12 protein-coding genes are annotated in these 12,240 nt (G+C 44.2%); 4 read left to right on the top strand and 8 right to left on the bottom strand.

All coding sequences use genetic code 11. From position 1 onward, the window contains the following. Positions 1–43: 43 nt before the first annotated feature. Genes AAGR14_RS07000 through AAGR14_RS07010 form a run of 3 tightly spaced genes read right to left on the bottom strand, consistent with a single transcriptional unit; the run spans position 44 to position 2,429 of the window. Positions 44–691 carry a uridine kinase gene (locus AAGR14_RS07000; protein ID WP_342647878.1) on the bottom strand — a complete coding sequence of 216 codons (648 nt, stop codon included), beginning with the start codon at positions 689–691 and terminating at the stop codon, positions 44–46. Beyond that, positions 675–1,655, bottom strand: a complete 981-nt coding sequence (locus tag AAGR14_RS07005; protein WP_342647879.1) for a LysM peptidoglycan-binding domain-containing protein — start codon at positions 1,653–1,655, stop codon at positions 675–677. The genes AAGR14_RS07000 and AAGR14_RS07005 overlap by 17 nt, the downstream gene beginning before the upstream one ends. Positions 1,656–1,670: 15 nt before the next feature. Continuing rightward, complete coding sequence (locus AAGR14_RS07010) at positions 1,671–2,429, bottom strand: DUF4905 domain-containing protein (protein ID WP_342647880.1); 759 nt, start codon at positions 2,427–2,429, stop codon at positions 1,671–1,673. 104 nt (positions 2,430–2,533) lie between these two features. Here AAGR14_RS07010 and AAGR14_RS07015 point away from each other — a divergent pair, with 104 nt between their 5' ends. Next, entirely contained in the window at positions 2,534–3,013 is a 480-nt protein-coding gene (locus AAGR14_RS07015; protein ID WP_342647881.1) for a DNA starvation/stationary phase protection protein, read from the top strand. Positions 3,014–3,090: 77 nt separating this feature from the next. Here AAGR14_RS07015 and AAGR14_RS07020 read toward each other — a convergent pair whose 3' ends face one another. Both AAGR14_RS07020 and AAGR14_RS07025 read right to left on the bottom strand, forming a co-directional pair. Continuing rightward, positions 3,091–4,590 carry a hypothetical protein gene (locus tag AAGR14_RS07020; RefSeq protein ID WP_342647882.1) on the bottom strand — a complete coding sequence of 500 codons (1,500 nt, stop codon included), beginning with the start codon at positions 4,588–4,590 and terminating at the stop codon, positions 3,091–3,093. A gap of 26 nt (positions 4,591–4,616) precedes the next feature. Then, entirely contained in the window at positions 4,617–5,531 is a 915-nt protein-coding gene (locus AAGR14_RS07025) for a hypothetical protein (RefSeq protein WP_342647883.1), read from the bottom strand. Positions 5,532–5,635: 104 nt separating this feature from the next. Between AAGR14_RS07025 and proS the strand changes: the two genes are divergently transcribed. The 3 genes from proS to AAGR14_RS07040 all read left to right on the top strand — a co-directional run bounded on the left by proS (position 5,636) and on the right by AAGR14_RS07040 (position 9,405). Beyond that, positions 5,636–7,108: a proline--tRNA ligase gene (gene proS, locus AAGR14_RS07030; protein ID WP_342647884.1), complete on the top strand. Its 1,473-nt coding sequence runs from the start codon at positions 5,636–5,638 to the stop codon at positions 7,106–7,108. Positions 7,109–7,226: 118 nt separating this feature from the next. Beyond that, positions 7,227–8,366, top strand: coding sequence for a cystathionine gamma-synthase (locus AAGR14_RS07035; protein ID WP_342647885.1), 1,140 nt, complete (start codon positions 7,227–7,229; stop codon positions 8,364–8,366). 112 nt (positions 8,367–8,478) lie between these two features. Next, a complete protein-coding gene (locus tag AAGR14_RS07040) occupies positions 8,479–9,405 on the top strand; it encodes a TIGR02757 family protein (RefSeq protein WP_342647886.1) in 927 nt (308 codons plus the stop codon). Between the two features lie 33 nt (positions 9,406–9,438). Here the strand turns inward: AAGR14_RS07040 and AAGR14_RS07045 are convergent, their stop codons facing one another. The 3 genes from AAGR14_RS07045 to AAGR14_RS07055 form a co-directional block, all read right to left on the bottom strand. Next, the gene (locus AAGR14_RS07045) at positions 9,439–10,050 is read right to left on the bottom strand and encodes a DUF1349 domain-containing protein (protein WP_342647887.1); all 612 of its coding nucleotides are present in this window, start codon (positions 10,048–10,050) and stop codon (positions 9,439–9,441) included. 76 nt (positions 10,051–10,126) lie between these two features. Then, the gene (locus AAGR14_RS07050) at positions 10,127–10,972 is read right to left on the bottom strand and encodes an alpha/beta hydrolase (RefSeq protein ID WP_342647888.1); all 846 of its coding nucleotides are present in this window, start codon (positions 10,970–10,972) and stop codon (positions 10,127–10,129) included. A 92-nt stretch (positions 10,973–11,064) separates the two neighbouring features. Beyond that, positions 11,065–12,120 (bottom strand): nucleoid-associated protein, encoded by a 1,056-nt coding sequence (locus AAGR14_RS07055; RefSeq protein WP_342647889.1) that lies wholly within the window; start codon positions 12,118–12,120, stop codon positions 11,065–11,067. Positions 12,121–12,240 lie beyond the last annotated feature (120 nt).

A 12,240-nucleotide genomic window follows, 5' to 3' on the forward strand; every position in this document is an offset into this window, starting at 1 on the left:
AGGGGCAACAAACATTTTATTATTCGTTGCCCCTTGGCTTTATCTACTCGTTGAAAAGCTTGTGTCTTAACTCGGCTGATATTTCGTCGGTGATTTTGATGATATCGTCGGCAATCTGGGTGTTGTTCACCACAATTTTATGACAGGTTTCGCGGTAGGGAAGCAAGTATTCTTTGTAAGCTGGTACCACATGGTTGTGCCATTTATACATTACATCCTCGTTAGAATATCCACGTTCTTGCAGATCGCGTTTTAAACGGCGCTGTAAAGCAACGTCCTCGTCGGTTTCTAAAAATATTTTAAGGTTAAGCTGGTTGGCGATATCCTCAAAGTGCAGAATAAACAGTCCCTCAACAATCAATATGGGCGCTGGTTTAATTTCCAGCGTTTTAGGTACCGCGTTGGGATTATTAAAAGTATACTCTTTTTTGTAAATAGTCTGGTTATTTACCAGTGCGTTGATGTCCTGTATGAAGTGTTCCCGGTCAATGGTGCGGGGTAAATCAAAATTGTAGAGTTTGTTTTCTTCTGGCGTCATATTGTGCGCCACCGGGATATAATAATCATCCTGCGACACCAAACAAACTTCATCGGCGGTAAAGTGCTCCAAAAAACATTTCAAAAAAAAAGTTTTGCCCGAGCCGCTTCCTCCGGCAATGCCTATAATATAGGGCTTATTCTTGTGACTCATTAGGGGTTCCGTAGCTAATATTTACGTGAAAGCGTTTGTCGAGTGCGCCTAAAGCGTCAGCTGCGCTTTTGGTAAGCACTACCATCACATCTTTGGTGCTTTCGTTATCATTAAACCTGCCTACCACTTTGGCAAACGTGGTACGGTTAGTCATGGGGTTGGTGATTTTTATAACCGTACCTACAGGTGCTGTACGGTGCAAAGCCAGTTTCTTGTTTGGGTCAAGGCCAAGTCCGCTGTCATCCATATAGGTAGCTACACCTTTTTCGTTACGCTCGGTAATACCATAACGGTTGGCAGGAACCCGGCGTTCAATGCCGGTGCTATCTGCGGCTGCAACCCGGGTAGAGTCGGGCGGTATAATTACCGGCGTAGTGATAGTTGTCTGTTGTACTTTGGTTTGCTGTTGTGCTGCAGTTTGTGTCTGCGCAGTGGTTGCTGGTTGCGTAGTTACTGTAGTTTGAACGGTGGTAACCTGCGGTTGAGCAACCGGCGGTGTTGTTGCTGCTGCTTTGATATTTAACAACTGCCCCGGTGTAAGGTTAGTTGATTTTAGGTTGTTCAGACTTATAATATCTTCAACCTTCATATTAAAGCGCCTTGATATAGCATACAACGTTTCGCCTGCCGATACTTTATAAACCGTGGTTCCGTCGGTAGAATTATTACTTGTAGCAACAGCTGCAGACTGCGGTGTTGGCGATAAAAAAGGTTGCTCGGTAGGTACCTTAATTACATTACCCACACGCATAGAAGCATTATTGTTAAACTGTATGATGACATTTGGTTTAACGTTATAACGTCGGCCTATCGAAAAATAGTTATCTCTCGGATCGAGCTTATGCAGAATTACTTTCTTTCCGTCCAGGTTTTCAATGCCAATTGAATCTAAAACGGTGCTGGCTAAAACAGGTAAAGAACACAGGGATGATAAACCAGCTAATAAAAAAATCTTAAATTTCATGTTAAACTTACTCAGCTATAAATTCAGTACCTTAATCTCCACCTTATCTTTTATATAGATAAGCTGATTGCGGTATAACACAAACGCCTCGGGCTGCAATTTTTGTATATTAGTATTTAATATATCCTCAAAAATAAGTTGCTTGTTTTGGAGAACGTACAGGCATTGCCTTAGCTGCCCTGCCCAAAGCGCGTGCAAAGATACAATTATCAAATTATTGTACTCTAAGTAATGCAGAATGTTTCGGTAGGGTTCGGCCGGCAACTCGGGCAGACTATCGTTCCAGCTAGTACTTTTGGGTAAAAGTATGTGATTATCAGGTAACTCATCTATGCTGGGCTGATAACTGCGTGCCAGGTTGCCGGTATTAATATCTACCAGTTTTAAAACCGGAGGCTGAAAACGGCTGTCAAAAACTACAGGTCCGTTTATGGTTAGATGGTCAAATGTATAGTTAAAATTGTTCCACAATAAGTCACCTGAGTGTGCTTGTATTGCCGCCAGTCCTTTATGAGCAGGGCTACCGGTGGCTTGGTAGTAATGCAGTAACAGCACGCCATTAAAAGCAGACTCAATACCCGTCAGCCAGCTTTCATCTACTGTGTAATCTTTAAAATGCGTTTTGCCGGTACTAAGGTCAAGGCTGGCAAAGCTCACTTTACGGTCTTCTTTGCTACGGGTTTCTATAAATATGATATGGCTCACGGAGTCAATTTCCATCCGCCATATCTCTCCGGCAAAATGCTCGGCAATTACCAGCTTTAACTGAGTCATGCTTAAAAGTAAACTTTTTATTAAAGCTGTCCAAAATGTTGCCTTTTTTCAAACACTTAGCAAGTGTTTGTGTTCGAATTTTAACATTACAACTACATAAGAACATGGATGCAAAAGAAATAAGCCTCGACGAAAAAGAGGTAAAACCGGTGGTAGATCACCTGAACGACTTATTAGCCAATTATCACATACATTACCAAAAAATAAGAGGCTGCCATTGGAACATCAAAGGCTCAAACTTTTTTACCTTGCACGTAAAGTTTGAAGAAATGTACACTAACGCCGTACAAACTATCGACGATTTAGCCGAGCGTATTTTAACTTTAGGCAAACCTCCATACAGCACTTTTGGCGATTATATTAAAGTATCGACCATAAAAGAGGTAAACACTATTGGTCAGACTGATACTTTTTTGGTGAAAGCCTTGATTGATGACATGGCGGTTTTAATTGAAAAAGAACGCGAAATTTTAGAAATCACCGCTGAGGCTGGTGATGATGGTACCAATGATATGGTGAACGGCTTTATGCAGTATAAAGAAAAAAATACCTGGATGCTACGTTCATTTGTAAACGAAGATTAATTCATCGTCTGATTGATAAACAAAACGGCCTGCACTATTTAAGTGCAGGCCGTTTTGTTTTATAAGGCCGGCAGCTTTTAAAAGCGTAGGCCTAAAGTTAAAAATACATTGCTGTTGCGGTTTTTAATATCCGCAGCAGGGCTGTATTCTGCTATATCATATGGAGTCATTGTGGTGGTGTTACTTACGTGGGTGTAAGTAGCGTCAATGTAGTAGTTAGCAAAGCGGTAACCTAAACCACCACTAACAGTAGTACGGTCGGTCGCATTCATTTTAGATGGGCTGCCATAAATACCATAACCACCTCTTAAAAAGAAACTGCTGGTTAAGCGGGCTTCAGCACCTAAACGTGCATTTACGACTGACTGATAATTACGTTTAATGTCGTTGTTGTCTTGAGTTACATCATAGTCCTCACTGTCTATGTGAGTGCTGGTATAATCCAAGTACTCAACATCGCCAGTAATAAACCCATATTTGCCTGCAAATACGGCTAAACCACCTGCTACCTTAAACGGCGTGCGCAGATTATAACGGGCCGGGTAAGTGTCGCTGTTGCGGCCTCCTGCGTTTGATGCACTTGCGTAACGGGTAGTCAATCCCTCGTAACTGTTATCATCAATAGTATACCAGGTTGGTGTAGTGATAGAGGCACCTAAACGTACTGTTTCTACCGGTTTGTAAATTAAACCAAAGCGGGCGTTAAAGCCGTTGCCTTTGGTTACCTGATCGCGGGTATAAGTAGATGTGTAATTACTATTTAATACGGTGTTGTAGTTATCCTCAGTAAAATCAGTAGTTGTATTGTAACGTATATTAGTAAAACTCAAGCCTAACCCTAAGTATAATTTGTTACTATAATTAGCACCAAAAGCAAAGTTGTAAGCGCTTTGCCCGCCGGTAGACGTTGATACGTTAGATTCGGTTCCTCCCAATGTATTTGACGGTACATAGGTGTTCACGTTAGCCGAATTGTTAATTAATCTCTGATCGCGTGCCCAACCTTCCAGATAACCGTCTAAACTGTAACCATTATCTATAGCTTGATTGCCTAAATAAGCGTAATAGTCGGATATTGAACTGTTGGGATTAACAGCTCTATAGCTGTAGTTCTGATAAAAGTCATTAGTACGTGCATATGATGCACCGAAGTTGACGCTTAACCAACCTTTGGTTTTATCTTCGCCGCGACCTTTATTCAACTGCCCGTAAAACACCACCGATGCATTATTAAAGTTTAATGCATTACGTTGGTCGGCAGTACTAGTAGCAGCCGGATTGCTGCTGTTACCATAAGCAGAGCCAAATCGCGGATAGGTTGAGTTGGTCCGGTTCATGTTAAACTCCGGTGTGATACTTAACTCAGACCGGGTAAAAAAGCCCAAACCTGCCGGGTTGTTTGCAATTGAGGTTAAATCGCCCCCTATAGCAATATTGGCATTGCCGATAGCCTTAACGCGCGATGTTGAACCAACATCGGCGCCAGAAAAGCGTATCGCATCCTGCGAGTATTGAGCAAAAGCATGCTGTGAAACGGCTACTGTAGCCATTGCCAGTAATAAGTGTTTAGCTTTCATGTAGATAAATGCAATAAAGGGTTGAATTATGGTCTTGACGGACGGCCACCTCCACGGCTTCCACCGCCGCCGCCTCCACCCGAGCTACCCATTGAGCCGGCTGATGATGAGCCACGATCCATGGTTGCGGGCTGGTATGCTGGGCGATTAATTTCTGTACGTTGCGGGCGGTAAACCGGTTGCGGACTTGCTACACCGCGTGAGGGGCGGCCACCATTGTAAGATGAATTACCATAATCAATACTGGCAGGGCGACGTACAGGTGAACTCATAGCATTGCCATAAGCACCATTGTAACCTACCGAACGTACGGATGAGTTACGACCGGTACCGGTTCCGTAATTGGTTGGATACCCTGAGCCACGGTAAGGACGCGCTTTTGCTACGCTGCCATAGGCAGAATAAACACCCCAATAAGGGCCGCCGTATCCAAAACCGGTACCCCAGTAAGAATAAGGTGAAAAACCTCCATAGCCATAACCGAATGGGCTGTAACCTAAGCCATAGCCTAAGCCCCAACCACCGTAGCCGCCCCAGCCCAAGCCAATGCCCAGGCCTCCATAGCCGTAGCCTAAACCGCCATAGCCACCCCATCCTCCATAACCAAAGTTATTGTAGGCATATGGGTTGTTGTTATAACCATAGTAGTAATCGTCATAGTAGTCAAAAGGGGATGAATAGCCAAAACGGTTAATACGCGATGCATAACTATCATAGTAATAATAGTCATCATCGTCGCTGCCGCCGTTACCTTGTTCAACATTGGTGTAGCGGTCTGCATATATGGGTTGCCTGTATACAGGCGCCTCGGCGGCCTCTGCTTTGGTAAAATAAACATCATCATCCTTATCCGGAGTGGATGCAAGTTTGTTTGGGGTTGAGCAGGAAGCAAGCGCAAGCGCACTGAAAAGAACGGCTGATTGTAGGATGTTTCTTTTCATTTTATTAGGTTGTTAAAAGTTGAAGTTTTTAAACATAATTAATTTATAAATTTGGCAGCAATATTACATATTTCAATAGTCAAAATCTATTCCATAAATAACATATGAGCAAGGGTATAATTAGTAAAGACGAAGATTATTCGCAATGGTTTAATGACCTTGTAATAAAAGCTGATCTTGCCGAATATTCGCCGGTAAGAGGCTGCATGATCATTAAGCCATACGGCTACTCCATCTGGGAAAAAATGCAGGCCGCACTTGATAAGATGTTTAAGGATACCGGTCACAGCAATGCATATTTTCCGCTGTTTATACCTAAATCTTTCTTCTCAAAAGAGGCAAGCCACGTAGAAGGTTTTGCCAAAGAATGCGCTGTAGTTACACACTATAGGTTAAAGAACGATGGCGAAGGCAATATTATTGTTGACGAAGATGCAAAACTGGAAGAAGAATTAATAGTACGCCCAACGTCAGAAACCATCATCTGGAATACTTACCGCGGCTGGATACAGTCTTACCGCGATTTGCCAATTTTGGTTAATCAGTGGGCTAACGTAGTGCGCTGGGAGATGCGTACCCGTTTATTTTTGCGCACCAGCGAATTTTTATGGCAGGAAGGGCACACCGCCCACGCCACCGCCGAAGAAGCTGTAGCCGAAACGGAGCAAATGCTGGACGTTTATGCCGATTTTGTGGAAAATTGGATGGGCGTACCAGTAGTAAAAGGACGCAAAACCGCTAATGAGCGCTTTGCCGGTGCACTGGATACTTATTGTATTGAAGCTTTGATGCAAGACGGAAAAGCTTTACAAGCCGGTACCTCGCACTTTTTAGGTCAGAACTTTGCGAAAGCTTTTGACGTGAAATTCACCAGTAAAGAAGGTAAACTGGATTATGTTTGGGCTACCTCATGGGGAGTTTCTACCCGTTTAATGGGTGCTCTAATCATGACCCACTCAGACGATGCCGGTTTAGTATTGCCTCCAAAACTGGCTCCTATACAGGTAGTGGCTGTTCCTATTTACAAGCACGACGAAGAACTGGAAAATATCCGTACATACATTAAAAGCTTAAGCGCCGAGCTGAGGGCTAAAGGGATATCTATCAAGTTTGATGACCGTGACACCCAACGTCCGGGCTTTAAATTTGCCGAATACGAATTAAAAGGGGTTCCTTTGCGTATAGCCATTGGTAGCCGCGATATGCAAAACGGTACTGTGGAACTGGCCCGACGTGATACTAAAACTAAAGAGACGGTAGCACAGGATGGATTAGCTGAGCGTATTGAAAAGCTGTTGGAAGAAATTCAGGAAAATATCTATCAAAAAGCCTTCAACTTCCGCGCAGAAAACACTGTTGAGGTAAACGATTACGAGGAGTTTAAACGCATACTGGACGAAAAGCCAGGTTTTATTTCAGCCCATTGGGACGGCACTCCCGAAACCGAGCAACGCATTAAAGAAGAAACCAAAGCCACCATCCGTTGTATACCTTTAAACAACAAGCAGGAAGAAGGCAAATGTATTCTGACTGGCAACCCTTCAACACAAAGGGTATTGTTTGCGAGGGCTTATTAGCCCCCCAACCCCCTAAACGGGGAGCAGGAGGTTGATAGGCAACAGTGGTAATCATCCTTCCCTAAAAGGATAAACGTTAAAATGCTCCCCCTTTAGGGGGCTGGGGGGCGGCAGCTATATGAAATTTGCAACTAAAGCAATACATGCAGGGCAACACCCTGACCCGAGTACAGGCGCGGTGATGACGCCGATTTATCAAACGTCTACTTATGCCCAGCGGACTCCGGGCGACCACCAGGGGTATGAGTATTCGCGTGGCACCAACCCAACCCGTAAGGCGCTGGAAGATTGTTTAGCTGCGTTGGAGAATGCCAAATTTGGTCTGGCTTTTTCGAGCGGCATGGGCGCTACCGATGCGGTAATGAAATTATTGCAGCCCGGCGATGAGGTAATTACCAACAATGATTTGTACGGCGGCTCATATCGAATTTTTACCAAGATTTTTGCAAACTACGGTATCAAGTTTCATTTCATCAATCTGCACCAACCGGAGATTATTCATGAGTACGTGAACGATAAAACCAAACTGGTTTGGATAGAAACGCCTACCAATCCTACCATGCAGGTGGTTGATATTGAGGCCGTAGCGGCTATCTCCAAGGCTAAAAACCTGATGCTGGTGGTAGACAATACTTTTGCGTCGCCCTACCTGCAAAACCCAATGGATTTGGGTGCTGATTTGGTGATGCATTCCGTAACTAAATACATCGGCGGCCACTCAGATTTAGTGATGGGCGCGTTGATGATGAACGACGAGGATTTGTACAAGCGCTTGTGGTTTATCTATAATTCGTGCGGTGCCACGCCCGGACCGATGGATAGTTTTCTGGCATTGCGCGGCATTAAAACCCTGCATCTGCGCATGAAAGCCCATTGCGAAAACGGCCGCGCCATAGCCGCGTTTTTAAAAGACCATCCAAAGGTAGAACGTATTTATTGGCCTGGTTTTACCGACCATCCAAACTACCATGTTGCAGCCAAACAGATGCGCGATTTTGGCGGCATGATCTCCATCGTACTCAAAGGCGCCGACCTAAAAGAAACTTTCCGCATAGCATCCAATTTCAAGGTGTTCACACTGGCCGAATCGTTGGGAGGGGTCGAGTCACTTATCAATCACCCCGCCACCATGACCCACGCCTCCATCCCGCGCGAAACCCGCGAAGCCGCCGGCGTGGTAGACAACCTGCTGCGTATTAGCGTTGGGGTAGAAGATATCGAGGATTTACTTGAAGATTTAAAGAACGCATTGGCGTAAAGAAGAGAATCAAGAGCCAGGAACCAAGTATTAAGAAATTGCAGTTGATAAAATTTGTTCAATTTTCAATCTTGGTTTCTGGCTCTTGTTTCTTGGCTCTATACTCTAAAAAATGGTAACTGATATCAAAGCTTTTCTGGATGCGAAAGTAGCGCAGTATAACCGGCCGGAGTTTATTGAAAACGATCCGATTGTAATACCGCATCTATTCAGCAAGCAGCAGGATATTGAAATCATGGGCTTTTGGGCAGCCACATTAGCCTGGGGGCAGCGCGTTACCATCATCCGTAAATGCCGCGAACTTATTGACCTGATGGATGGTGCTCCATACGATTTCATCATCAATCATCAGGAGCCCGACCTCAAAAAGTTACTCAACTTTAAGCACCGTACCTTTAACGACATTGATACGTTATACTTCATCGCATTCTTCAGGCATCATTATAAAAGGTATGATAGTTTAGAAGATGCGTTTATAACAGCCCAGCTACACCCCCCCAGCCCCCTAAAGGGGGAGCAAGTATATCAGGCGGAGTATTTTGCTGCTCATCAAACTTCTGCTCCCCCTTTAGGGGGCTGGGGGGCTTCGCCCTCATTGGGCTGGGGGGCTGTAGCTGGTGCAGAATCTTCTTTAAATCACTTCCGTTCCTACTTTTTCTCCCTACCCGATTATCCGCATCGTACAAAAAAGCATGTGTCGTCGCCGTCGCAAAAATCTACTTGTAAGCGGTTGAATATGTTTTTGCGTTGGATGGTTCGAAAGGACGATGCCGGCGTGGATTTTGGTATCTGGAAACGCATTAGTCCGGCACAATTGGTATGTCCCTGCGATTTACATGTAGACCGTATTGCGCGCAAGCTTAAATTGATTACCCGCAAACAAACTGACTGGCAAACGGCTGTGGAACTTACCGAACACCTGCGTCATTTTGACCCGCTCGACCCGGTGAAATACGACTTTGCCCTGTTTGGTTTAGGTATAGAAGAGCGGTGGGGCCTCGACAATATTCTGCCTAACGCCCTGCCCTCAAACGAATAATTTGCTTTGACTAGACCGTTATCAAGGATATGATTACTTAACAGGCTTCACCGTAAAGTTGTCAAACGTTACAGGGAAGTTTTTTTTGCCCGGTGCAGCAGCTACCATACCTATCTGTGCTTTTACTTTAGGCGGGAAGTAAGCTAACCGCAGCATTTTGAAAGTTTTAGCATCAAACGAATACTCAATCTGTACATAATCACCTTTACGCAATAGCTTTAACCAGATAGATTTCGGGCTGTCATTACGCGGCACAACCGACCAGTCTGATACCTCTCTGGTTACTACGGCGCTTATATTTTGCACACCGTCTACATACTCAATACCTGTTTTAATCCAGTTTTTGTTATCAATTCGCACCATCAACCCGGCCTGGTGAAAAAGTTCCTGGTAATGGCCGCTCACTTTTACAGTGGCTTCAAAATCGCCTTCCATTTCCTGGTAGTAAAATGGGCCCGAGTCGCGGATAAAACCGTAGTGGGTAACGCGCCAATAATCTGTGCCCGGGTCAACGGTCATGGTTAACTGGTGTGCATCGCCTTTCCATTGTTTGGGTTGGTTAAGCCATTTCATGGGTTTGTTTTGTGCAAAGGTGACGGTGCTAAGTAAAAGTAAAGCAGCAGTAAAGTATTTAGATGTTTTCATGGTCAGATTAGTTTGTTGCGGTAATGATAGTAACATTCAACGTCATAAACAACTGGCCAGAGTTATCGCCATTGCTTTACTCGCGAATAAACCTGAGTATCATTTGGTTGATTTCGTCAGGTTTTTCATGATGCAGCCAGTGGGTAGCATCTTCAATCATGAAGAGTTTACCTTGCTTGCACGTGGCCAGGCTGTCTTCGGCCATTTCGGCACTCAAAGCACTGTCTTTCTTACCCCAAATAATGAGCGTAGGTACGGAAACCTCGGGATGTTTTTTACCGATGTCATACCTGAATGCCCGATACCAGTTGAGCATGGCGGTTAAAGCGTATGGTTGCCGCCAGGCCTTTCGGTAATTTTCTAGCTCTTGAGCTGTAAAAGTGTCGGGATTAGCCGAACGCACTAGGGCTTGTGTTAAAAATCTAAAATTCCATAATCGGCATAGCAACTCGGGTAGCAAGGGGATTTGAAAAAAGGCCGCATACCAGCTTTTGAATATTTGCTTGATGTTGGTTCGCAAATGCTTTTTCATTACCGCCAAGTGCGGCATATTTAGGATGACCAGCTTTTGCAGCAGTTCGGGATGTTGGGCAGCCAATGCCCAAGCTACACCGCCGCCCCAATCGTGGGCTACCAGTATTACTTTATGCGGGGTAAGCTGTTTAATCCATTCGGCAACATCGGTTACCAGCGCATCAAGGCGGTAAGCTTTTACACCTTTAGGTTTGTCGCTCAGGTTGTAGCCGCGCTGGTCGGGCGCTAAAGCATAATACCCTTGCGACGCAAAAAAAGTAATTTGCTGATGCCAGGCATAACCAAACTCCGGAAAGCCGTGCAAAAATATGATGATTTTCGCCTGAGCATCTCCTTCATAGTTAATATGAAGGTTGATGCCGTTAACCTGGTCAAAACGCTCTTTCATAATGTTGCCTCATATGGTAATAAAGAGGCGGCGGATAATGTTTCGCTGATTTAACGCTAACCGAGTCGGTTAATATTGCAAACAGGCAGGTTTTACTCTTCCTCTTTAAAGTAAACCTTATAAAAGTTCATGGCTTTATCATCGTCAAAACCTTTTTCAATAAGCTCTTTATTGCCGTGGATGTAGATGTGAAAGTTTTTGTCGAGTTTTAAAACGCTTTTGTACACACGGGCCTGCTTTTTAACGGCATTATCCGATATTTCAAAAGTGTCGGGTATTTTGGTTTCAAATTCCTGCTCGTATTGGTTTTTGTAGGTTTTAAAAGATTCAATAGCCTGGTCGTTACCTAGAACCTCGCCCGTAAATTCATCCAGTTCAAACGTATCTTTTTCTTTAAAATACTTCATCGAGCGGTTGAGCAAATCAATTTTATCGGCCTTGCTCATGTCGAACTCGTCGTCCAGTTTTTCGGTAACAAAGTTTTTGTAAATGCTTAGTGCATTGTTGGTTTGATTAAAGTTATCATTCCGCACCTTAAGTTTCAAAAATTCATCTTTCCAGTATACGGCTTCCTGGCTACGGTTGGTGTGGTCAATCACTACCACTTTATAGCCTTCTTCTTTCTGCGAGTTGATGATTAAACAGCCTTTATCCAGCTTGTTGATGTTGATGGCATTTTCTTCATAATCCAGTTCAAAACCATTATCCTGCGGAAAAATCTTCAGGAAGGTTTCTTTAGTTTCCGATTTAAAAATACCGATGGCATCCAGTTGCTCGCCCTCTAACTGCACGTTATTAAAATAACCGATATACACCTCGCCCGCTTTTATTTTGGGGTGGCCCGATACACTGTACAAGTGCTTGGCTATTTGCTGCGACAGCTCATGGAAACGGCTTTCGTCGGCAAACATATCGGTACAGTAGGCGTAAATTTCGTTCAGGTGCAGGTCGCCGCCGGCATGCATCAGGTGGTATACCTCGTTGGTTTTTTCAAACGGTGTTAAAAAGTACTGCATCAGCAGGCGCGGTATCACCTCGTCCTTTAAAGCTAAAGGGGTATCTGATAACACATAGCGCTCATCCTGCATGGGATTGCCCACGTGATGAACCGAAATATTCTGGAGTGAAGCTTCGAAAGAGGTAACCATAATTTAAGGTACCAAAGAAACGAATAATAATGCGAGTAACCGGAACCGATGCGTTATAATTTGAAGGCGGCAGAGGCCACATTGTAATTCATAAAACTAAAATTGAAGCTGCTTTGGTGC

The sequence above is a fragment of the Mucilaginibacter sp. CSA2-8R genome (assembly GCF_038806765.1).
Taxonomy (GTDB): Bacteria; Bacteroidota; Bacteroidia; order Sphingobacteriales; family Sphingobacteriaceae; genus Mucilaginibacter.

Coding starts and splice junctions, on each gene's coding strand:
- AAGR14_RS07000 (WP_342647878.1), bottom strand. CDS start 691: ATGAGTCACAAGAATAAGCCCTATATTATAGGCATTGCCGGAGGAAGC.
- AAGR14_RS07005 (WP_342647879.1), bottom strand. CDS start 1,655: ATGAAATTTAAGATTTTTTTATTAGCTGGTTTATCATCCCTGTGTTCT.
- AAGR14_RS07010 (WP_342647880.1), bottom strand. CDS start 2,429: ATGACTCAGTTAAAGCTGGTAATTGCCGAGCATTTTGCCGGAGAGATA.
- AAGR14_RS07015 (WP_342647881.1), top strand. CDS start 2,534: ATGGATGCAAAAGAAATAAGCCTCGACGAAAAAGAGGTAAAACCGGTG.
- AAGR14_RS07020 (WP_342647882.1), bottom strand. CDS start 4,590: ATGAAAGCTAAACACTTATTACTGGCAATGGCTACAGTAGCCGTTTCA.
- AAGR14_RS07025 (WP_342647883.1), bottom strand. CDS start 5,531: ATGAAAAGAAACATCCTACAATCAGCCGTTCTTTTCAGTGCGCTTGCG.
- proS (WP_342647884.1), top strand. CDS start 5,636: ATGAGCAAGGGTATAATTAGTAAAGACGAAGATTATTCGCAATGGTTT.
- AAGR14_RS07035 (WP_342647885.1), top strand. CDS start 7,227: ATGAAATTTGCAACTAAAGCAATACATGCAGGGCAACACCCTGACCCG.
- AAGR14_RS07040 (WP_342647886.1), top strand. CDS start 8,479: ATGGTAACTGATATCAAAGCTTTTCTGGATGCGAAAGTAGCGCAGTAT.
- AAGR14_RS07045 (WP_342647887.1), bottom strand. CDS start 10,050: ATGAAAACATCTAAATACTTTACTGCTGCTTTACTTTTACTTAGCACC.
- AAGR14_RS07050 (WP_342647888.1), bottom strand. CDS start 10,972: ATGAAAGAGCGTTTTGACCAGGTTAACGGCATCAACCTTCATATTAAC.
- AAGR14_RS07055 (WP_342647889.1), bottom strand. CDS start 12,120: ATGGTTACCTCTTTCGAAGCTTCACTCCAGAATATTTCGGTTCATCAC.